Origin of the sequence: Caproicibacter sp. BJN0012 (genome assembly GCF_035986805.1) — a bacterium.
Taxonomy (GTDB): domain Bacteria; phylum Bacillota; class Clostridia; order Oscillospirales; family Acutalibacteraceae; genus Caproicibacter.
In genome coordinates this window covers 270,478-291,111 of the sequence record NZ_CP142518.1, presented here as the reverse complement: position 1 = coordinate 291,111, position 20,634 = coordinate 270,478, and the positions used below count along the sequence as shown (strand labels likewise).

The window sequence follows — 20,634 nt, the reverse complement described above, 5'->3', positions numbered from 1 at the left end:
TCCTTAAAAGTGTATCTCGGCCCATCTTCCGCTGGGTACAAAGCCCATGGACCGGTAAAATTCCTCATTCGCGCCATCCGCCCTGAGAAGGAAGATCCTCTCGCGGTTCAGCAGGCCCGTCAGCGCGGTGACCGCCGAGCGGCCAAATCCCTTGTGCCGGAACTGCGGCAGGACAGCAACGGCGGAAAGAACCGCGGCGCGTTCCGTCATGGAAGAACAGAGAGCGCAGGCCACCAGCACTCCGCCGGAGCGGATTCCAATGGACATGGCGGCGCCGTGCCGCGTGCGATAGGACAGATCCATATAAAACGGCTCAAATTCCGGCGGAACAAAGGTATCGCTGCGCGCCGCGCACAGCAGAGCGTAAATCTCGCGCGGACCCGGGTTTCGCTCCGCCTCTGACGAATGGTTTTTGTCAGCCGTCCCGCGCAGCAGCATAATCTCCCCCCGTGATGACACCGGGAACCCCAGGCATCCGGCGGCCTTTTCCGAACAGGAAACGGTCTTCACGTCCAGCATCCGAAGGAATCCGGCCAGTTCGTCCCAGTCCGATTCCCGGTCTTCCAGCACGGCGGTATCGTCCAGCTTCGCCAGAGAGGAGCCGCCGTCCTGAACCCAGAACTGGGCAAAAGCCTCTTCAATCCCATAGGCCTCCGCCACGGACCGGATTTTACATCCGAATGGATTGTCCTCGGAAGCGGTGATGTCATTTTTTGATTCTATGAGTTTTATCATACGGTATCTGTTTCAGCGATCCTTTCGGCCAGAACGGCAAGCAGCTTTTTTGCTTCTTCGTAGTCCTCCTGCGCGATGACGCCGACCGGGGAGTGCAGGTAACGGCACGGCAGTGACACAGCCGCCGTCCGGACGCCGGAGCGAGAGGAATGAATGGCCCCCGCGTCGTTGCCCCCGGCGACGGCGCGCTTGGGCTGGCAATTGATTCCCGCGCTTTCCGCCGCTTCGAACGCCATCCTGTAATAGTCCCGGTCATAGACGGTTCGGCGGTCCATAAACGATAGGACCGGGCCGTCCCCTAGCCGGCAGACATCCCTGCCATGCTCGACCCCCGCGACGTCTGCCGCCGTGGTGCATTCCACCGCAATGGCCGCCTGCGGCGCGACTGCGAATGCAGCGGTTTTTGCGCCGTTCAATCCTACCTCTTCCTGCACGGAGAACACAAACGTCGTATCGTATTTGAGCCCGTCTCTCATCAGCTCGATCAGAAGCGCACAGCCGGCACGGTCATCCAGCGCCTTGCTTTTCACCATGCCGTGCGAAAGGTCAAACACCGAGTCGAATACCGCCGCGTCGCCGGGCCTGACCTGTCTCTCGGCCTCCTCCCGGCTGCCCGCGCCGATGTCGATGTACAGATCCTTGAGCGGAACGCTCTTTCCTTTTTCGTCCCCCTCCAGGAGATGGATCGGCTTAATGCCGATCACGCCGGGAAGCCTGCCCCCGATCCAGACCGTTTTTCCCGGCAGAACGCGGCGGTCGATTCCGCCGACCGCCGCGAATTTCAGCAGTCCGGCGTCCGTATAATCGGTGATCATCAGCCCGACCTCGTCCATATGCGCGTCAAGCATCAGCGTGGTTTTCGGCCTTTTTTCTCCTTTTTTGAACGCGATCACATTCCCAAGCGGGGTGACCTCGACCGAATCGGCAAGCGGCCCGATCTCCCGCAGGACGATCTCCCGCACCGCGTCCTCGCGCCCGGAAATCCCGTGCGCCGCGCAAAGCTCCCGGAGCAGTTCAAACCGGCTCACTTCCCCACCTCCCGCAGATACGCGGCGAGCAGCTGCGCCGTGTTTTCAATATCGTTCAGATCGACGACCTCCGCCGGAGTGTGCATGTACCGCAGCGGAATGGAAACCATGCCGGTCGGCACGCCCCGCCCCAAAGTCGCGATTTCATCCGAGTTGGTGCCGGTGTTTCCTCCCATCACCTCGCGGATCCAGGGCATTTTTTTCTTTTCCGCCAGCCGGATCAGCGAATCCGTGATCTTTTTGTCCAGAACCGGGGCGATGCCGATCATCGGCCCTCCGCCGAGTTTTCCAAGATTGACGTCCGGAATCCCGGGCTGAGAAGCGAAACTGACGTCCACTGCAACAGCCTGCGTGGGCTCCGCGGAAAACGCGCCGATTTTCGCGCCCGCTCCCCCGACTTCCTCCTGGGTGCTGCAAAGGACGGTAACCCGGCAGCGCAGGGGTTCACCGGACAGAATCTGCGCGCAGCGGACAAAAGCCGCAACGCCGGCGCGGTCGTCCAGCCCCGCCGCGGAAACTCGCGCGCCGAGCAGGCGCTTCGGCTGTGTGCAAAACAGAATGCGGTCTCCGGGGCGGACCAGTTTTTCCGCCGTGCCGCGGGTCAGGCCGACGTCCACCGCCATTTTATCGACCGGCTCCACCTTGTCCTCCCCGCCCTCCTGCAAATGGGGCGGAGTGCAGCAGACGACGCCGCAAAGCGTCTCTTTTCCATACACAGTGACCGCGGTCCCCGGCAGCACGCGCGCGTCGGCCCCGCCGCACCGGCCGACGTTCAGGAATCCGTTTTCATCGATCCCGGTGACGATCAGTCCGATCTGGTCCAGGTGCGCGTCGAGCAGAACATGCTCCTTTGCGCCCGGGTCGCCGAATTCAGCCGTCAGATTGCCCATCCGGCTGATGCTCACCTTTGCGATTTTCGAAAGTTCCGCCGCCGCAGCCTTTGCGGCGGGCAGTTCCCCGCCCGGAGTTCCCGGGGCCGCGCAGAGGCGGAACACAAGCTGTTCTAGCTCCTTCAAAAAGCCACTCCTCCCATCGTTCGGATTCCCTACTTCAGCGCGTTGACAAGCTCGCGGAAAATTTCGCCGCGCGTTTCGTAATTCGGGAACATGCCGAAACTGGCGCAGGCCGGGGAAAGAGAAACGACATCGCCGCTTTCGGCCTCTCTCTGGCAGAGATTCACCGCTTCTTCCAGCGTGTCCGCACGGAAGATTTTCAGGTTTTCCGGTCTGTAATTCGGCGCGGAAACCACCGCCCTTTCGATCTTGTCCGCCGTCTGGCCGATGAGCACCAGAACCTTGACCTTATCCGCGACGACGGGCCCGAGCGGTTCGAACGGAATATTTTTGTCGTAGCCGCCCGCAATCAGCAGAATGCGCTGATCGAACAGCGAAAGCGCGCCGCTGATCGTGCGGCTCGGCGTTGTGCCGATGGAATCGTTGAAGTACCGCACGCCCTCGAATTCGCGGACCAGTTCGTTGCGGTGTTCCACGCCGGCAAAATTCTTCGCGACGCGGGCGATGTCGTCGACCCCCGCGTAACCCCAGACGGCGCAGATCGCCGCGAGGTAATTCTCAATGTTGTGCTTTCCCGGAATTTTAATGTCGGAAGCGTTCATGACGCGCGTTTTTTGCATCCCGTTCACAAAATAGATCTCGCCGTCGGGATCCATATAAGCGCCGTGTTCCACCGGATGCCTGCGGCTGAACAGCAGGCACTGCCCGCGCACATCCCGTGCGAACGAGGCGGTAATCTCGTTGTCCGCGTTCAGAACCGCGCGGCCGAACGCGTCCTGATGCAGAATGATATTTCGCTTGGCATCGATATATTCCTGCATGTCCTTGTGTACGTCGAGATGATTCGGCGTCACGTTCGTCACGACAGCAACATCAGGGCTGCGGCGCATCGAAATGAGCTGGAAGCTGGACAGCTCCGCGACCGCGGCGTCCTCCGGCGCCATCTGCTCCACGCGGGGCAGCAGGGGATCGCCGATATTTCCGCCGAGGTGCGCCCTTTTTCCGGCGCTTTCAAGAATTTTTGAAATCACGGTCGTTGTCGTGGTCTTTCCGTCGCTGCCCGTCACGGCAAAGATTTGGCACGGGCAGGTCTCGAAGAAAATTTCCATCTCGGAGGTGACGGCGGCCCCCCGCGCGCGCGCGGCATCCAGCTCCGGAAGGGTGTAACGCATGGCGGGCGTGCGAAAAACGATTTCCTCATCGAGGTCTTTCAGATAGTCCTCGCCGCATCTGAGCCGGACCCCGGCTTCCGTCAGCTTTTCAGCCGCTTCGCCCAGCTTGTCCTCCGTCCGTTTATCCCTCGCCGTAACAACGGCTCCCTGCTTCGCAAACGCGACCGCAAGCGGCAGGTTGCTTCCGCCGATGCCGCAGAACGCGACGGTCCTCCCTTTTATCATCCGGTAAAATTTCCGAATATCCATAAGAATTGTTCCACTTCCTCCAAAGATTGGATAGGCAATTATTTTTATTATACTTGCGAGCGATGGAAATATCAAGGGAAAACGGGCGACGGGCCGGGAAAAAACAATCCGCATAGGGAAAAAAACGCCGCTCCAAAGAGCGGCATCCTGACTATCCCCGCTAAACGGCGCAGCGCCCGAAATAGTCCGCGGCGCGGCTGACCGGCATCGGCTTCGCGTAGCGGAAGCCCTGGATTTTATCGCATCCGCACTGGCGGACAAATCGGTCGTGCTCCTCGGTCTCCACGCCCTCCGCCGTCACGAGCAGATTGATGTTGCGGAACGTGCGGGTCAGTTCCCGGATCATGATGTTGCACCGGCGGTTTTTCATCGAATCCCAGATCAGGCTTTTGTCGATCTTGACCACGTCGAACGGCAGGTCGATCACATTGGTGATGTTGGAGTACCCCGTCCCGAAATCGTCCAGAGCGAACTGAATGCCGGTGCGGCTCAGCTCGCGGATTTTCTCCGCGATCAGCGTATAATTGCTGATGAGAATGCTTTCCGTGATTTCAAACAGAATGCGGTTCGGCGAAATTCCGCTGTCTCGGATGATTTTCAAAAGGCTTGGCACGGCGTCCTCGCCCATCAGCTGCACGACGGAAAGGTTGACGGAAATCGTGTCGACATCGATGCGGCAGGACAGCAAATAGTTAATGTAGCTGCAGACGCGTTTCAGAACCATCCATCCGATTTCGATGATCTGGCCGGTCTCCTCCGCCACGGGAATAAATTCGTCCGGCGGGATATATTCGCCGTCGGGGCCCTTGAGCCTCAGAAGTGCTTCCGCCTCGGTAAAGCTGCCGTCGCACACGGTGTAAAGGGGTTGGTAATATATCTCAAACCGATCGTTTTTGATCGCGTCGTTCAGCCATTCCTCCAACCGGCGCCGCTCCCTGCCGCTCCGGCCCGCACCATAAAACAGCCGCCCGGAAAGGCCGTCCCTCGACTGACTGTTTTCTGAATCCGGCATCAGAATCACTTCCCAAAGTTTTTTCTTACAACACAGCCTGCGAAGAACGGACCGCCGCAGGTCACGGACGCCGGAGCTCCGGCCCCGTCACCCCGCGTGCGGCCCTATCGGGGTAAACACAGTCATCCTGTATAAAACATACTTGAAAGAATATTAATTTTTATTATAATTAACAACATCCATTATAATCCAGCAATCAGGGAATGTACAGTGCTAAAAATTAAAAACAGTAAGATTCAGGAACAACCACAAGGATTTTCAAAAGCCCAACAGCGAAATTATCGGATTTGACTAAAGAGACGAAAGGAGCTGTGAAGTCAGGAAGATTTGCCGGCTCCTTCACAAAAAGCGTATATTTGCAGCCTTTCGGTCTGAAAATAAGCGCAGGGGTGAAACTATGAAAAAAAAGCGGATCGCGACGCTTGCGATTGTCATGACCATCATCTGCGCTCTCGGCGGAGCGACGGTATACGGCTATTCCCAGGCGGAGCGTTACAGAAGGGATTTACAGTACGGCTACACGCGCTCACTGAGCGACCTGCGCGACTGCGTGGACAATATCCAGATCACTCTGAACAAGGCGGTATACGCCAACACCGCGACAGAACAGAACGGCCTGGCCGCGAAGCTGATGCGGGAATCCGGCATGGCGAAAGCGGCGATCTCCGTTCTGCCGCTGACGGAAAACTCCATCGACAATGTGAGCAGGTTCATCACTCAGGTCGGCGATTTTTCGATGAGCCTGTCGAAAAAGATCTCGGAGGGAAAGCCGATCAGCTCCGATGAATTCAAATCGATGGAAAATCTGGAGGCCTATGCAAAAAAGCTGCAGAAAGACCTTCAGGACGTGGACCCGGATTTCAGCTCTGAAAACTTCAACGATTCCCTGAAAAATACGGAGCAGGACTTTACGAATTTCCCGTCGCTGATTTACGACGGCCCGTTTTCCGACCATGTCAGCCAGATGAAACCGAAACTGACGCAGGGGAAACAGACGATCCCGCAGGGCAACGCGCAGAATATCGCGGCGGATTTTACCGGCCTGCAGCAGTCCGGACTGTCCCACTCGCAGGATACGGCGGGAAACATGCCGACCTATAATTTTACGGCCAACGACGGCGGCATCCGGATTTCCGTCACCAAGGCGGGCGGCTATGTCTCCGAGATGGCGAACACCCGCGCGGTCGGAACGAAGACGCTCGACTACAAGGCGGCCTCCGAAAAGGCGCGCGCGTTTCTGGACGGCAGGGGCATCCAGAACATGAAGGAAAGCTATTACGTGATCAACGACGGAATCTGCATGATCAACTACGCCTATCTGCAGGACGGCGTTCTGTGCTATCCGGACCTGGTCAAGGTGGGGGTCGCACTGGACAACGGAGATATCGTCCGCTTTCAGGCGACGGGCTATCTCATGAACCACACTTCCCGCACTCTGAAAGCATCGCTTTCCTCAGCCGACGCGCAGAAAAAGGTCAGCCCGAATTTGACGGTCAACCTGAGCCGGCTGGCGCTGATCCCGACTCCCGGCCTGAATGAAGTGCTGTGCTGGGAATTCCAGTGCACCGGCAAAAACGGCGACCGCGTCCTGGTGTATGTCAACGCCAAGACCGGCTACGAGGAAGACATCCTGATTCTGGAGTCGTCCGACAACGGCGTGCTGGCGCGGTGACACGCGGAAAACCTGAAAAAAGGGCGGAGCGCATTTTCTGCGTTCCGCTCTTTTGCGGCTTCCGGCACGGACCGGGCGGGTTCTGTTCTTTTGTCCGGGCAGCGTGGAAAGCCGCCGCAGGGGACATCCCCGTCAGATATCCCTCGATTCGTCAAGGACCGCATCCCGATAGATCAGGTCCTCCCGCTCTTCAAAACCGATGGAGCTCCAGAAATGGTTCCCAAGGTCATTCGAGCGGAACACGACAAGCGCCGCCTTATTGATCCTCTCCTCTTTCAGCGCGCCGACCACGGCACCCACCAGGGACCGGCCGACTCCTTTTCCGCGGCAGGAGGGACAAACCGCAAGATGGTAAATATACCCTCTTCTGCCGTCGTTTCCGCAGAGAATCACTCCGATCACTTCACCCCGGTTCAAAGCGACAAAGCAGGTTTTGGGATTTCGCGCAAGAAATCCGGAAATTCCGTCTTTTGAATCGTCCAGCCCGCGCAGGCCGATCCCCGGCGTGCCGGCCCAAAGGCGGCGGACCTCCTCATAGTCCTGAATCCGCATTTGTCTGATTTCCATCGCAGTCACCTCACAGACAGGAATCGGGCCGAAGCCGGTCCGGCCTTATCCTCCGAAGCTATTTCCCCAGCAGCTTGACCAGCACGGCCTTCTGCGCGTGCAGACGGTTTTCCGCCTCGTCGAAAATCTCTTTCGCGTGGCTTTCAAAAACCTCTTCCGTGATCTCCTCCCCGCGGTGGGCGGGCAGGCAGTGCTGAACGACCGCGTCCGGCTTGGCGGCATTCAAAACCTCCGCATTGATCTGGTATCCGGCGAAATCCTTCCGGCGCTTTCCTGCCTCGGCTTCTTCCCCCATCGAGGCCCAGACGTCCGTAATGACGACGTCCGCGCCCCTCGCGGCCTCGGCCGGGTCGTTCGTCATGCTGAACGCCGGGTGAGTCACGGCAAAGTCCAGGACATCCTGCGCGGGTTTATAACCGGAAGGGCAGGCGACCGCGACTTCCATCTTCATTTTGAGTCCGCCGACGATCAGCGAATTCATCATGTTGTTTCCGTCGCCGATGAAACAGAGCTTCAGCCCCTCGAGCGCGCCTTTGTATTCGCGGATGGTCATCAGGTCCGCAAGCACCTGGCACGGGTGGGAATAATCCGTCAGGCCGTTGATGACCGGGATCGTGCCGTTGGCGGCCAGCGCCTCGACCTCCGACTGCTTGTAGGTGCGGATCATGATGCCGCTTAAATACCGCGACAGTACGCGGGCCGTGTCCTGCACCGGCTCCCCGCGGCCGATCTGCAGGTCGTCGGACGAAAGAAAAATCGGCAGCCCGCCGAGCTGATACATGCCGACCTCGAACGAGACGCGCGTGCGCGTGCTCGCCTTCTCAAAGATCATGCCGAGCGTCTTGCCCGCAAGGCGCGGATGCGCGATGCCGTGCTTCTGTTCATACTTGAGCTGATCCGCAAGGTTCAGGATCTCCGTGATGTCCCCGGCGGTCAAATCCATCATTTTCAGTAAATGGTTCATAACGGTCCCTCCTGTCGTATTTATGATTTGAATGTGTCCAGCACTTCCCTCAGAATCGCCAGCCCCCGGTCCGCCTCTTCCTTGGTGATGACCAGCGGCGGCAGCAGGCGCAGAACGTCCTTCGCGGTCAGGATCAAAAGCCCGCGTTCCGCGCATCTTCCGGCGATTTCGCCGGGGGCGCCGTGCGACGGCTTCGCGCCGATCATCATGCCCATCCCGCGCACACAAGCAATGCCGGGCATTTCCGCGAGCTTTTCGGAAAGATATTTTCCCTTCGCCTTTACGCCGCTCAGGAATTCGGGCGAGGCGAGGCGGCGGAGCACCACCAGCGCGCCGGCACAGGCGACCGGGTTTCCCCCGAAGGTCGAGCCGTGGGTTCCGGGGCCGAGGACGTTTGCGAACGGCTCGGCGCACAGGCACGCGCCGAGCGGCAGCCCGGAGGCGATGCCTTTCGCGCTGGTGACGACATCCGGCAGAATGCCGTAATTCTGGTAGCAGTAGAAAGCCCCGGTTCGGCCGACGCCGGTCTGGACCTCGTCGACCATCAGCAGGATCTTTTTCTCCGTGCAGAACGCGCGCAGCTCCTTGACGAACGGCTCCGGCATCGGCACCACGCCGCCTTCGCCCTGAATCAGCTCGAGCAGGACGGCGCAGGTCTTTTCCGTCACGGCGGACTTGACGCTTTCCATGTTGGGTTCCGCATAGGAAAAGCCGGAGGTCAGCGGAGTGAAACACGCGTGGAACTCATCCTGCCCGGTCGCGGCAAGCGTCGTGACGGTGCGGCCATGAAATGAATTTTTCAGCGTGACGATCTCCGTGCAGCTCGATCCGAGAAAATCCCGGCCGTATTTGCGTGCGAGTTTGACGGCGCATTCATTGGCCTCCGCGCCGGAATTCGCAAAAAACACTTTCGACATGCCGCTGAGTTCGCACAGCTTTTCCGCCGCCGCCGTCTGAACGGGGCTGTAATAAAGATTGGACAGGTGCTGGATGGCCGAAGCCTGCCCCGCGACGGCCGCGGACCACTCCGGGTCGCAGTAACCGAGCGAATTGACGCCGATGCCGGCGGTAAAATCGACGTATTCCTTCCCGTCCACACCGACTGCCGTCGCGCCTTTTCCGGAGACGAGCGCCACCGGAAAACGGGAAAAAACAGGCATCATGTTCCGCTGTTCCTGCTGTTCGATTTCTTCAAAGGTCATATTAATTTCCTCCGTTTCAGCACAGCATGGTCCCGATCCCCTCGTCGGAGAACAGCTCGATCAAAATCGAGTGGGGAATCCGGCCGTCGATGATATGGGCCCGCGCGACTCCCCTGCGCACGGCGTCCACGCAGCAGTCGATTTTCGGGATCATTCCTCCGCCGATGATTCCCTCGTTTTTCAGTTTCGGCACGTCGCTGACGTTGACGACGGGAATCAGCGTGCCGTCGTCATGCGGATCGCGGAGAAGCCCGCGCACATCGGTCATCAGGATCAGCTTTTCCGCTTTCAGCTCCGCCGCAACGCGGGCCGCCGCGATATCCGCGTTGATGTTGTAAACCTCGCCGTTTTCGCCGCCCGCGACGGTCGAAATCACCGGAATATAGCCGTTTTCCGTCGCGTTGCGGATCACCGCGGGGTCCACCTTCGTGATGTCCCCGACGTAGCCGAGGTCTTCCCCCTCCTCCAGCTTCTTTGCGGTCAGCATTCCGTCGTCCAGCCCGCACAGGCCGATGGACCGCCCTCCGTGCCGCTCCAGAAGCTGGACCAGATCCTTGTTCACCTTGCCGGCCAGCACCATCTGGACAATATCGACGGTTTCGCGGTCGGTGTAGCGCATGCCGTTTACAAACCGGCTTTCCTTGCCGATCTTTTTCAGCATCGCGCTGATTTCCTTTCCGCCGCCGTGGACCACGACCACGCGGATGCCCACGAGCTGCATCAGCACGATATCGCTCATGACGGCTTCCTTCAGCGTTTCGTCCACCATCGCGCTGCCGCCGTATTTAACAACGACGGTACGCCCGGCGTGAGTCTGGATGTAGGGCAGGGCCTGCACCAGCACCTGCGCCCGGTCCGTATTTGAAATCTGCATGTCGCTTTGTCCTCCGTTTTAAGACTTGGGGTATTATCCGATGAATGACGACCATCCAGCCGGGACACGCCTACGGCGTTCCTGACTTTCGCTTTCGGGGGGTTCTAACCTCCGTCCCGCCAAACAAAGCGAACGGTCTCCCCCGCGCCGGGCGGCGGGCTGTTGGCAGCGGAGACGCGCCTGCTTAGGTGCGGTAGTCCCCGTTGATCTTCACATAGTCATAAGTCAGGTCGCAGCCGAACGCCGTGGCTTGCGCGTCTCCGTCTCCCAGTTCCACCAAAATAGTTACTTCGTCCTCGGAGAGAACTTTCTTCGCAGACTCCTCGCTGAATTCGATTCCCGCGCCGTTTTTGCAGACTGCGATGCTGCCCGCCTTCGAGGAGAACGAAACCCCGACCCTCGAGATATCCGTCTGTGCGCCGCAGTAGCCGAGCGCGCAGAGTACGCGGCCCCAGTTCGCATCCGAACCGAACATCGCCGCCTTGAACAGGGTGGAATGGATGACGCCCTTCGCCGCGATTTTTGCGTTCTCTTCGTCTTTCGCGCCGGTCACGGTGCAGACCAGCAGCCGGGAAGCGCCTTCCCCGTCCTTTGCCAGCATCCGCGCGAGTGTGGTGCAGAGCTGCAAAAGGGCATCCGCAAAAGTCTCATAGTCTTTTCCGGTGGCCTGCGTCAGTTCCTGATTCCCCGCAAGACCGGAGGCCATGACCGCGCAGGTGTCGTTCGTCGAGGTGTCCCCGTCGATGCTGACCATGTTGAAGCTTTTGTCCACCGCCGCGCGCAGCGCCGCATCCAGCACGGGAGCGGAAACCGCCGCGTCGGTCGTGAGGAAGCAGAGCATCGTGCCCATGTTCGGGTGGATCATGCCGGAACCCTTCGCAATGCCGCCGATCTTCACGGTTTTGCCGCCCAGAGTGCAGGAAACCGCCAGATTTTTGACCACGGTGTCGGTCGTCATGATCGCCTTCGCCGCATCGAGAGAGCCGTCCTTCGACAGAGACGCCGCCAGTTCCGGCACGGCGCTTTCAATCGGCTCAACCGGCAGCGGCACGCCGATGACTCCGGTGGAGGCCACGATCACGTCGCCGTCCTCTACGGACAGTGCCTTTGCCGCCGCTCTGCACATCCGCTCCGCCTTTTCCACGCCGTCCGCGTTGCAGGTGTTTGCGTTGCCGCTGTTGACGATCACCGCGCGGGCTTTCCCGTCTTTCAGATGTTCTTTTGTCACTAGGATCGGCGCGCCCTTGACCAGGTTCTGCGTGTAAACCGCCGCGGCCGAACACGGAACTGAAGAAAAAATCATCGCAAGGTCCGGTTTCAATGTGTTTTTCCGGATGCCGCAGTGGACTCCGCCTGCGGTAAATCCCTGCGCGGCGGCGACGCCGCCCTCCACAAACTGTACTGCCATTTTTACTGCCTCCCGTACGATCCCTGACCGCACGGAAAGGCTCACCGACGTCCCAGAAACCGACTGAATATATTAATATCTGTATAAATCTATGATTGTATCTACCATTAAGTATGTTAATTCGGCGTCTGGCGAAATAACCGGGACACACGTTCTGCGTTCAGGAGTCTTCCCGCCTAAAAAGCGGGGGGAAGGGCCGTGAGGCCCGTTGTCTCATCCAAACCGAAGAGCAGGTTCATGTTCTGCACCGCTTGCCCCGCCGCGCCCTTGACCATATTGTCGATCGCCGAAATTGCGATCAGCATGGAATCGTGCGGGTCAAAATGGAGAGAAATATCGCAGAAGTTCGACAACCGGACGTTTTTGATATCCGCGACCTTTCCATCGGGCAGCAGACGGATAAAATATTCGTGCGCATACCGCGCCTCATATGCCGCGCGGATTTGTTCCGCCGTCACGCCGGGTCTGATGCGCGCGTAGCACGTCGCGAGGATACCGCGGTTCACGGGAAGAAGGTGAGGCACGAACGTGATCGCCACGTCTTTGCCGGAGATCAGGCGCAGGGTTTGTTCCATCTCCGGATTGTGCCGGTGATTTGCAACCTTGTAGGCCGAAAAACCCTCGTTCAGCTCCGCGAAATGTGTGTTCTGCGTGAGGCCGCGCCCCGCGCCGGTCACGCCGCTCTTACAGTCCGCGACGATGCCGTCCGGCTCGATGAAACCGGCCAGGAGAGCCGGAGCCAGCGCGAGCGGGACCGCTGTGGTGAAGCAGCCCGGATTCGCGATGATTTTTTTCCCTTTGATCTGCTCGCGGAACAGCTCCGGCAATCCGTAAACCGCCTGTTCGTGCAGCTCCGGGTGTGTGAATGTCCCTTTATACCACTTTTTGTAACCCTCTTCGTCTTTTAACCGGAAGTCCGCGCCGAGGTCGATGAACGCCTTTTCTTTTTCAAAACAGTCCGCCGCAAGCTCCTGTGAAAGCCCGTGCGGCAGGGCCGCGAAAACAACGTCACTTTTTTCAATGACTTCTTCCTGATTGCCGCAGACAATGTCGCAGAGCCGGGTATACGCAGGATAGATTTCACTGAGGCACTTCCCCGTAAAGCTGACCGAGCTTGCCGCCGCAAGCTCTGCCTGCGGGTGCTGCGTGAGGAGCCGCGCCAGCTCCGCGCCCGCGTAGCCGGTTGCACCGACGATTCCCGCCTTAATCATCCCCGTTCGCCTCCAGCAGTTTCAAAATCCGGTTCGCCTGCGCTTCCACGTTCTGAGGAGCGGGACCGCCGAGGACCTTTCGGCCGTTCACGCAGCGCTCCAAAGAAATCGCGCCGTAAATCGAATCTTCAAATAAACCGCTTTGCTTTTGGTATTCCTCCAGCGGAAGCGTTTCCAGCGTCAGGCCCTTTTCGATGCACAGGGCAACCAGCTCCCCCGTGATCTTGTACGCGGTGCGGAACGGCATCCCTCTGCCGACCAGATAATCCGCGCAGTCCGTCGCATTGATGAAGCCCTTCGCGGCGGCGGCGCGCATATTCTGCGGAAGGACCTTCATGGTTTCGATCATCGGAGTGAACGCCGTCAGGCACATCCGAAGCGTGTCGACCGCGTCGAAAATCGCTTCCTTGTCTTCCTGCAAATCTTTGTTGTAGGCAAGCGGCAGGCCCTTCATCATGGCGAACAGCGTGGTCATATCGCCGATGGCGCGTCCGCTCTTGCCGCGCACCAGCTCCGCGATATCCGGGTTCTTCTTCTGCGGCATGATGCTGGACCCCGTCGAAAACGCGTCGTCCAGTTCGATGAATTTGAATTCCCACGAACACCAGAGAACGATCTCCTCCGAAAAGCGGGAGAGGTGTACCATCGCGATCGCGATGCAGGAGGCGAGCTCCAGGCAGAAATCCCGGTCGGAAACGCCGTCCAGGCTGTTCTGCGTCGGACCGGAAAAGCCGAGCAGAGAGGCGGTGCGCTCCCGGTCGATCGGGTAAGTGGTTCCCGCCAGCGCACAGGAGCCGAGCGGGCAGAAGTCCATGCGCTTTGCCGCGTCCTGAAGGCGGCCGGCGTCGCGCAGGAACATCTCCGCGTAGGCGAGCAGATGATGCCCGAACGTGACGGGCTGCGCGCGCTGCATGTGGGTGTAACCGGGCATCACGTCTCCGCTGTGCTCCAGCGCCTTTTTGCAGAGGACCGCAACAAGGCCGTCAATCTGCTTTTTCAGCCCGGCGCACTGCTTTTTCAGGTGGAGCCGCAGATCCACCGCAACCTGGTCGTTCCGGCTGCGCGCGGTGTGCAGCCGCCTGCCCGTGTCGCCGAGGCGGGCGGTCAGCTCCCCTTCCACAAACGTGTGGATGTCCTCCGCCGCCGGATCGACCGAAAGCGCCCCGCTTTTCAGGTCGGCGAGGATTCCCTTCAGGCCCGCCTGAATTTTTTCCGCTTCGCTCCGTTCAATCACGCCGCATTCGCCGAGCATCGCCGCGTGCGCGATGCTCCCCTCGATATCCTCCTCGGCCATGCGGCTGTCGAAAGAAATCGAGGAGTTGAAATCGTTGACCTTGCCGTCGAGTTCCTTGTGGAACCGGCCCGCCCAAAGCTTCAATGGATTTGCCTCCCCGGTGTAAGAATCATGTCCGGCGCAGCCGGAGGGGGAACAGCCCCTCCCCGGAAGCGCCGGAAAATTTTTTATATGCCCGCTCGGCGGAGCGATGCTCCGGGAGCGTCCCCGTACCGCCAAACTCAGCTAATTTTATTTTTCTGAGCCAGACAGCGGGCCATTGGGTGCAGCGTCACCGCTGCTGCTTTTTCATCGCCTGAACCGCGATCGGCAGGCCGAACAAATTGATGAAGCCCTCCGCGTCCGCCTGATTGTAGACGTGGTCCTCGCTGAATGTGGCGATCTCCTCGTCATACAGCGAATACGGGGAAGTTGCTCCCGCGTCGATGATGTTGCCCTTGTACAGCTTCAGCTTGACTTCTCCCGTCACCTGTTCCTGCGTGGAATCCACGAAGGCGGAGAGCGCCTCGCGCAGAGGGGTGAACCATTTTCCGTCATAGACCAGCTCGGAAAATTTCTGACCGACAATCTGCTTGAAATGGAACGTGTCCTTATCGAGACACAGCTCCTCCAGCTTGCGGTGCGCATGGTACAGGATGGTGCCGCCGGGAGTCTCATACACGCCCCGCGACTTCATGCCGACCAGGCGGTTTTCCAGAAGGTCGATGATGCCGATTCCGTTTTCCCCGCCGACCTTGTTCAGCTTTGCGATCAGATCGACGCCGCACAGCTTTTCGCCGTTCACCTTGACCGGAACTCCCTTTTCAAACGTGACCGTCACATAGGCCGGATGATCGGGAGCTTGTTCCGGCGAAACGCCGAGCTCCAGAATCCGGTCGTACTGCGGCTCATTTGCCGGGTCCTCCAGGTCAAGGCCCTCATGGGACAGGTGCCACAGGTTTTTGTCCTTGGAATAGTTGGTCGCTCTCGTGATATTCAGCGGGATATCGTGCGCTTCCGCGTAGTCGATCTCTTCGTCGCGGGATTTGATGTTCCAGATTCTCCACGGCGCGATGATCTTCATGTCCGGCGCAAACACCTTGATGGCAAGCTCAAACCGGACCTGGTCGTTGCCTTTGCCGGTGCAGCCGTGCGCGATGGCGTCCGCGCCTTCGGCCTTGGCGATTTCCACCAGGCGCTTGGCAATCAGCGGCCTGGCGAACGACGTGCCCAGAAGATATTCTTCCTCATATTTCGCGTCCGCTTTCAGCGTCGGCCAGATGTAATCCTCCACCAGCTGCTTTTTTAAGTCCGCGATATACAGCTTGGAGGCTCCCGTCTTTTTCGCCTTTTCCTCTAGGCCGGAAAGCTCCGCGCCCTGCCCCACATCGGCCGCGACGGCGATTACTTCGCATCCGTCGAAATTCTCCTTCAGCCACGGGATAATAATCGAGGTATCCAGCCCGCCAGAATACGCGAGCACCACTTTTTTGATTTTATGTTTCATTGTGCACAGCCACCTTTTCTCTCGTCATCGTCTGTTCGTTCCTGTGTTTTATTATACGCCGATTATACAAGAAATCAAGTGATTTTTGCATATTTATTCACTTCTGCGATTTGTATAAAAATACAGGGTAAATGTGGGATGAATTTTACAGTTTCACCCGGTCTCCGGCTTTACGCCGAGGAATCTTCTCAGACGGCAAATAGTTACCCCCCGGCAAAGCCGGGGGTTCTTCATATGCGGGCAAAGCCCTGTATTACTGGCTGCGCCTCAAGGCGCTGGTACGGTCTGCCAATTGCAAAAGTTTGTTACTTGCTACCCGTAAACGGGTCTGCATACTCCTTAAGCGTCATCTGGTCTTCAACCTGATCTTCTTCCAATTGATTTTTTAATGTACTCAGCTATTGCTTTGTCATTTTTCCCTGCCGTATCTACAAAATAGCCTCTACACCAAAATGTCCGGTTCCCATATTTGTACTTCAAATTCGCGTGCCGCTCAAATATCAGCAAAGTGCTCTTTCCTTTGATAAATCCTACGAATCCGGAAACGCTCATCTTCGGTGGTATTTTTACCAACATGTGTATATGATCCGGACACACCTCTGCTTCCATGATTTCCACCTGTTTCCAGTTACATAACTCCCGCAGTATTTTTCCTATCTCAGCCCGCATATTTCCGTACGCTACTTTTCTACGATACTTGGGTGCAAACACTATGTGGTATTTGCAATTCCAGCTCGTATGGTTTAAACTATCTATGTCATTCGTCTTCATGTCGAATGTGCCTCCTTTTGATATGTTTTGTTGCAGTTGGCAGACCGCAGCTTTTATTATATCAAAAGGAGGTTTTTTACTATTATCACCGCTAAAGCTTTTTGGGAACTCCCGGCACAGCCGGGAGTTTTCGTATTACAAAAATTCCCCGGAAGCGCGCGCTGCGCTTCCGGGGAAAAAACGGCTTTGGAAAGGCACGGCCAAAGACCGCCGCAGAGGGGGGAGAGGTCAGCGCCTGGTGCCGAAGAAAAAGAGCGCCATGGTTCCGGGGCCGGAATGCGCCCCGATGACGGGGCCGCAGTTTCCTATTACAAAATTTTTGACTCCCATGCGCCGCTTGATTTCCCCCGCGAGGTAATCCGCGTCCTCGCGGCAGTCGCCGTGGCTGATAAAAACCGTCTGGGAGGCAGGATCGACCGCGGTTTCCTCCATGTGGTCGGCAAGCGCGTCCAGCGAGGCGCGGCGGCCGCGGACTTTCCCCATCGGGATCAGGTGGCCCTCGTCGTCAACGTGCATGACCGGCTTGATGCTCAGCACGGTTCCCAACAGCGCCGTCGCGCCGGAGATGCGCCCGCCCCGTTTGAGATGATTCAGGTCATCCACGGTAAACCAGTGGCAGATATGCAGCTTGTTCTGCTCCACCCAGTCCCGAAGTTCCCCGACGCTTTTGCCCGCGCGCTTCTGCTCCACGGCGAGGGAGATCAGCAGACCTTGGCCAAGCGAAGCGGCGAGGGTGTCCACGGCGAAAACCTTTCGGTCCGGATATTTTTCGGCGAGCTCCTCGCAGGCGATCTTCGCGGACCCATACGTCGCGGAAAGGCCGGAGGAAAACGCGATATCCAGAATGTCCTTCCCCTGCTGAAGCAGGGGCTCCATCGCGCTTTTATAGGCATCGACATTCACGGCGGAAGTGGTGCACATCCCGCCGGCGCGGATGCGTGAATAAAATTCACAAATCGGCATTTCACGCTCATCCAGGTAATTGCGGTAGTCCTTTCCGTCCATATGAAAGGAAAGGGGCAGGACGACCACTTCAAGCTCCTTGGCGAGCTTGTCCGGCAAATCGCAGGAAGAGTCCGTAACAATCACATAATCCGCCATTGTTTTCTCCTCTGTTATCTAAAATATGATATCTTTATTATTCTATCACCGCTTGACGGATTATGCAATTGTTGTCTTATTTCGTTGGAAATAATAGTCTTTAAAATCAGAAAATATTATGTTCAAGACGATGTGACGTCTAATAAAATAGCAATCGGGCGGCAGCCGGGATGCTTCCGTTCAGTCTTCCCTTCGGGCAAAGACGCGGCAGGAAAACCGGAAGGAGAGCAGGAACAGGGCGGCGGCGAGCAGCGGGAGCAGGGGCAGCCAACGCTCCGGATCGGCCCCGCCCGGCAAGGGCAGGTTCATCTGCCTGAGCAGGGCGACGCCGAAGGTCGGCAGCAGAACGACGCCGATCAGAACCAGCCGGGCCTTCTGCGTTCCAAACCGATAAAAGATCGGAAACAGGACGGCGTAGAACAGCAGAGCAGCGCCCCACGAAACCAGAAAAGCCAGGGCGGCTTTCTGCGTGAGGCCGACGAACAGCTCCAGCGCAAACGACAGCAGCGTGAGGCTGGTGGAAAAGATCAGCGCAAACAGGTAGCGCGCGAGGACGACCCGGCTCCCGGAGACGGGGAGGCTCCCTTCGTACCGCCGCCATCTGGCAAACTCGTCGCAGGCGAACACGTTGACGGAGAGGATGACCGGCAACATCACGATGAAGCCGGACAGGATGGCGGAGGCCGCATTTCCCGAACTTGTGGCCAGGAACACGATCAGATAGAACGCGGTCACGGCGATCAGCACTCTGCCGGTCCGTTTCAGGTACAGCAGGTCTTTCAGAATGAGTCCGGTCACGTCGTTTCCTCCTTTGCAGCCGGCGCGGCTTGATCCCGCCGTGGGAAAATCTTGATCCGCGCGATTTTCGGCATGTTCTGCCGGAAAGCCAGGAATGCCTTAGCCCTCCTTTTTTCGGGCGAAGACGCGGCAGGAAATCCAGTAAGAAATAAAATACGCCGCGACAGACAGAAACGGAATCAGGCGGATTCCGAGCAGCAGAACGGATTCACTCGGCACGGGCAGGTTCGCCTTCGAAAGCAGCATCAGGCCCAGAACCGGCAGAAGAACGATCGCCATTAAGAGCAGGCGCGCCTTCTGAGTGCCGTACTTGTACATCGCCGGAAACAGGATGGCGCAGAACAGCAGGGACAGGCTCCACGGGGCCAACAGCGCGGCGGCGGTTTCCATGGTGACGCCGCGGAAAACAATCAGCTCCAAAAACAGGGAAAGCAAAGCCAGAGCCGTGGAAAAAATCAGCGTGATCAGATAGCGCGCCAGAACAATGCGGCTTTTCGCGACGGGGAGGCTGAGCTCGTAAACCCTCCACTTGGCGGCCTCGTCGTAAGCAAATGCGTTGGAGGACAGGATGATGGTGAGCATGATAACCACGCCGGAAAGAATGCCGGACGCGGAGTCCTTCGATCCGGTCGCGGTAAAAAGAGCCAGATAAAAGACGAGAAGGGAAATCAGCACTTTCGCCGTTTGTTTCAAGTACAGCAGGTCTTTCAGAATCAGTCCGGTCATGCCGTTTCCCCCTTCGCATATAAAAGCATAATCTCATCGAGCGGCGCGGCCTCGATCAAAAGGTCCGGGTATTTTTTCCCGGCGGCGGCCCGGTCGGCCACCAGCGCCTCGCATTGAAAAGCTCCCCGGCGCACGCGCAGAAAATCGGCCGGGTCCAGCCGCTCAAACTGGGAGGCGCCGCATTTCAGGAGACCCATATGCTCTTCCAACTCATCCTTCGCGCGGCTGAATACAATTTTCCCTTCATGAAGAAAGGTGATGGAATCCGCCACACGCTCCAGATCGGAGGTGATATGGGACGAAAACAAGACTCCGCAGCGTTCATCCTGAATGAAGTCGAGCAGAAGGTCGAGAATGTCGCTCCGCATGACCGGGTCCAGCCCGCTGGTCGCCTCGTCCAGAATCAGAAGGCGGGGCCGGTGCGCGAGCGCCGCCGCAATATTCAGCTTCATCCGCATTCCTCGGGAATAATCCTTGATCTTTTTGTCGTCCGGAAGCGAAAAGTCGGATAAATACCGGTAAAACAGATCGCGGTCCCAGGTTCTGAATATTCTGCTCAGAATCAGATTGACATCCCTGGCGCGGAATTCCCCGGAAAAGCAGTTTTCGTCCAGCACGACGCCGATCTGCTCCTTGACGGCGGTTTCGTCCTCGATATTATCCTTCCCGAAAATCCGGATGGTTCCGCCCCCGCGCCGAATCTCGTTTAAAATCAGGAGGATGGTCGTGGTTTTGCCCGCGCCGTTTTCCCCGATCAGACCCATAATGCTGCCTTCCGGAACGGTAAAACCGACATTCTGAAGCGAAAACGATGGATAGCTTTTGCACACGCCCTTCAGTTCCAGCAACGGTTCCATAAAAAATCTCCTTTTAATCTTCTCCGCCGTACAGGCGGTCCAAAATCCCGCGCAGTTCTTCCGCCGAAATTCCGCTCTGCCTCGCCTGCTCCACCGCCCGGCGAAGCAATTCTTCCACCCGGCGGCATTGTTCGGCGCGGATGGATTCGACGTCCCTCGGAGCAATGAAACAGCCCTTTCCCGCGACCGTCTCGACAAATCCTTCCGCCTCTAGGTCGGAATAGGCCCGGCGCGTTGTGATGACGCTGACGTGAAGCCGGCGCGCGAGCAGCCGCATGGACGGCAAAGGATCCCCCGGGCGCAGCGAGCCCGAAAGAATCTGGTTTTTGACCTGCGCGGTGATCTGCTCATAGATTGGCCTTGCATCGGAATTGCTGATTACGATGTCCAGTGCGCATCACCGCCCGCGTATTTTAACTGTATATATCATATATACACAGTATCATCTGTAATTGAAAAAGTCAAGAAATTTTTTTCGATTTGGCCTTTTCAGC

Annotated in this window: 19 protein-coding genes and 1 pseudogene; 1 reads left to right on the top strand and 19 read right to left on the bottom strand. The window is 58.0% G+C overall.

All coding sequences use genetic code 11. The features are described from left to right. Positions 1–3: 3 nt before the first annotated feature. The 5 genes from VA597_RS01450 to VA597_RS01430 all read right to left on the bottom strand — a co-directional run bounded on the left by VA597_RS01450 (position 4) and on the right by VA597_RS01430 (position 5,209). Positions 4–735: a GNAT family N-acetyltransferase gene (locus tag VA597_RS01450; protein WP_128741276.1), complete on the bottom strand. Its 732-nt coding sequence runs from the start codon at positions 733–735 to the stop codon at positions 4–6. Further along, positions 732–1,763 carry a M42 family metallopeptidase gene (locus VA597_RS01445; protein WP_128741275.1) on the bottom strand — a complete coding sequence of 344 codons (1,032 nt, stop codon included), beginning with the start codon at positions 1,761–1,763 and terminating at the stop codon, positions 732–734. The genes VA597_RS01450 and VA597_RS01445 overlap by 4 nt, the downstream gene beginning before the upstream one ends. Further along, positions 1,760–2,779, bottom strand: a complete 1,020-nt coding sequence (locus tag VA597_RS01440; RefSeq protein WP_326974949.1) for a M20/M25/M40 family metallo-hydrolase — start codon at positions 2,777–2,779, stop codon at positions 1,760–1,762. The genes VA597_RS01445 and VA597_RS01440 overlap by 4 nt, the downstream gene beginning before the upstream one ends. Before the next feature lie 29 nt (positions 2,780–2,808). Continuing rightward, positions 2,809–4,197, bottom strand: a complete 1,389-nt coding sequence (murD, locus tag VA597_RS01435; RefSeq protein WP_128741273.1) for a UDP-N-acetylmuramoyl-L-alanine--D-glutamate ligase — start codon at positions 4,195–4,197, stop codon at positions 2,809–2,811. Positions 4,198–4,357: 160 nt separating this feature from the next. Next, a complete protein-coding gene (locus VA597_RS01430; RefSeq protein WP_128741272.1) occupies positions 4,358–5,209 on the bottom strand; it encodes an EAL domain-containing protein in 852 nt (283 codons plus the stop codon). Between the two features lie 397 nt (positions 5,210–5,606). Between VA597_RS01430 and VA597_RS01425 the strand changes: the two genes are divergently transcribed. Beyond that, positions 5,607–6,881, top strand: coding sequence for a PepSY1/2 domain-containing protein (locus VA597_RS01425; RefSeq protein ID WP_128741271.1), 1,275 nt, complete (start codon positions 5,607–5,609; stop codon positions 6,879–6,881). A 132-nt stretch (positions 6,882–7,013) separates the two neighbouring features. Here the strand turns inward: VA597_RS01425 and VA597_RS01420 are convergent, their stop codons facing one another. The 14 genes and pseudogenes from VA597_RS01420 to VA597_RS01355 all read right to left on the bottom strand — a co-directional run bounded on the left by VA597_RS01420 (position 7,014) and on the right by VA597_RS01355 (position 20,531). Next, the gene (locus VA597_RS01420) at positions 7,014–7,448 is read right to left on the bottom strand and encodes a GNAT family N-acetyltransferase (RefSeq protein ID WP_326974948.1); all 435 of its coding nucleotides are present in this window, start codon (positions 7,446–7,448) and stop codon (positions 7,014–7,016) included. A gap of 58 nt (positions 7,449–7,506) precedes the next feature. Further along, positions 7,507–8,412 carry an ornithine carbamoyltransferase gene (gene argF / locus VA597_RS01415; protein WP_128741269.1) on the bottom strand — a complete coding sequence of 302 codons (906 nt, stop codon included), beginning with the start codon at positions 8,410–8,412 and terminating at the stop codon, positions 7,507–7,509. 20 nt (positions 8,413–8,432) lie between these two features. Beyond that, positions 8,433–9,614, bottom strand: a complete 1,182-nt coding sequence (locus tag VA597_RS01410) for an aspartate aminotransferase family protein (RefSeq protein WP_128741268.1) — start codon at positions 9,612–9,614, stop codon at positions 8,433–8,435. A 16-nt stretch (positions 9,615–9,630) separates the two neighbouring features. Next, a complete protein-coding gene (gene argB, locus VA597_RS01405; RefSeq protein WP_128741267.1) occupies positions 9,631–10,488 on the bottom strand; it encodes an acetylglutamate kinase in 858 nt (285 codons plus the stop codon). Positions 10,489–10,672: 184 nt separating this feature from the next. After that, a complete protein-coding gene (argJ, locus tag VA597_RS01400) occupies positions 10,673–11,896 on the bottom strand; it encodes a bifunctional glutamate N-acetyltransferase/amino-acid acetyltransferase ArgJ (RefSeq protein ID WP_128741266.1) in 1,224 nt (407 codons plus the stop codon). A 176-nt stretch (positions 11,897–12,072) separates the two neighbouring features. Next, entirely contained in the window at positions 12,073–13,107 is a 1,035-nt protein-coding gene (gene argC, locus VA597_RS01395) for an N-acetyl-gamma-glutamyl-phosphate reductase (protein ID WP_128741265.1), read from the bottom strand. Further along, a complete protein-coding gene (gene argH / locus VA597_RS01390; RefSeq protein ID WP_128741264.1) occupies positions 13,100–14,485 on the bottom strand; it encodes an argininosuccinate lyase in 1,386 nt (461 codons plus the stop codon). The genes argC and argH overlap by 8 nt, the downstream gene beginning before the upstream one ends. Before the next feature lie 187 nt (positions 14,486–14,672). Next, positions 14,673–15,887, bottom strand: a complete 1,215-nt coding sequence (locus tag VA597_RS01385) for an argininosuccinate synthase (RefSeq protein ID WP_128741263.1) — start codon at positions 15,885–15,887, stop codon at positions 14,673–14,675. 305 nt (positions 15,888–16,192) lie between these two features. Then, positions 16,193–16,658 (bottom strand): annotated as a pseudogene (gene tnpA, locus VA597_RS01380) (IS200/IS605 family transposase). 228 nt (positions 16,659–16,886) lie between these two features. Then, positions 16,887–17,759 (bottom strand): DegV family protein, encoded by an 873-nt coding sequence (locus VA597_RS01375; RefSeq protein WP_128741262.1) that lies wholly within the window; start codon positions 17,757–17,759, stop codon positions 16,887–16,889. Between the two features lie 180 nt (positions 17,760–17,939). Then, entirely contained in the window at positions 17,940–18,557 is a 618-nt protein-coding gene (locus tag VA597_RS01370; protein WP_164918909.1) for an ABC-2 transporter permease, read from the bottom strand. A 99-nt stretch (positions 18,558–18,656) separates the two neighbouring features. After that, complete coding sequence (locus VA597_RS01365) at positions 18,657–19,283, bottom strand: ABC-2 transporter permease (protein WP_326974947.1); 627 nt, start codon at positions 19,281–19,283, stop codon at positions 18,657–18,659. Continuing rightward, positions 19,280–20,140: an ABC transporter ATP-binding protein gene (locus VA597_RS01360; RefSeq protein WP_128741259.1), complete on the bottom strand. Its 861-nt coding sequence runs from the start codon at positions 20,138–20,140 to the stop codon at positions 19,280–19,282. Before VA597_RS01360 ends, VA597_RS01365 begins: the two co-directional genes overlap by 4 nt. A gap of 13 nt (positions 20,141–20,153) precedes the next feature. Continuing rightward, positions 20,154–20,531: a GntR family transcriptional regulator gene (locus VA597_RS01355; protein ID WP_128741258.1), complete on the bottom strand. Its 378-nt coding sequence runs from the start codon at positions 20,529–20,531 to the stop codon at positions 20,154–20,156. Positions 20,532–20,634: the final 103 nt, after the last annotated feature.

What these genes read in the sequence shown, in the direction of transcription:
- VA597_RS01450 (WP_128741276.1), bottom strand. Translation starts at nt 735, where the DNA reads ATGATAAAACTCATAGAATCAAAAAATGACATCACCGCTTCCGAGGAC.
- murD (WP_128741273.1), bottom strand. Translation starts at nt 4,197, where the DNA reads ATGGATATTCGGAAATTTTACCGGATGATAAAAGGGAGGACCGTCGCG.
- VA597_RS01430 (WP_128741272.1), bottom strand. Translation starts at nt 5,209, where the DNA reads ATGCCGGATTCAGAAAACAGTCAGTCGAGGGACGGCCTTTCCGGGCGG.
- VA597_RS01425 (WP_128741271.1), top strand. Translation starts at nt 5,607, where the DNA reads ATGAAAAAAAAGCGGATCGCGACGCTTGCGATTGTCATGACCATCATC.
- VA597_RS01420 (WP_326974948.1), bottom strand. Translation starts at nt 7,448, where the DNA reads ATGGAAATCAGACAAATGCGGATTCAGGACTATGAGGAGGTCCGCCGC.
- argF (WP_128741269.1), bottom strand. Translation starts at nt 8,412, where the DNA reads ATGAACCATTTACTGAAAATGATGGATTTGACCGCCGGGGACATCACG.
- VA597_RS01410 (WP_128741268.1), bottom strand. Translation starts at nt 9,614, where the DNA reads ATGACCTTTGAAGAAATCGAACAGCAGGAACAGCGGAACATGATGCCT.
- argB (WP_128741267.1), bottom strand. Translation starts at nt 10,488, where the DNA reads ATGCAGATTTCAAATACGGACCGGGCGCAGGTGCTGGTGCAGGCCCTG.
- argJ (WP_128741266.1), bottom strand. Translation starts at nt 11,896, where the DNA reads ATGGCAGTACAGTTTGTGGAGGGCGGCGTCGCCGCCGCGCAGGGATTT.
- argC (WP_128741265.1), bottom strand. Translation starts at nt 13,107, where the DNA reads ATGATTAAGGCGGGAATCGTCGGTGCAACCGGCTACGCGGGCGCGGAG.
- VA597_RS01385 (WP_128741263.1), bottom strand. Translation starts at nt 15,887, where the DNA reads ATGAAACATAAAATCAAAAAAGTGGTGCTCGCGTATTCTGGCGGGCTG.
- VA597_RS01375 (WP_128741262.1), bottom strand. Translation starts at nt 17,759, where the DNA reads ATGGCGGATTATGTGATTGTTACGGACTCTTCCTGCGATTTGCCGGAC.
- VA597_RS01365 (WP_326974947.1), bottom strand. Translation starts at nt 19,283, where the DNA reads ATGACCGGACTGATTCTGAAAGACCTGCTGTACTTGAAACAAACGGCG.
- VA597_RS01360 (WP_128741259.1), bottom strand. Translation starts at nt 20,140, where the DNA reads ATGGAACCGTTGCTGGAACTGAAGGGCGTGTGCAAAAGCTATCCATCG.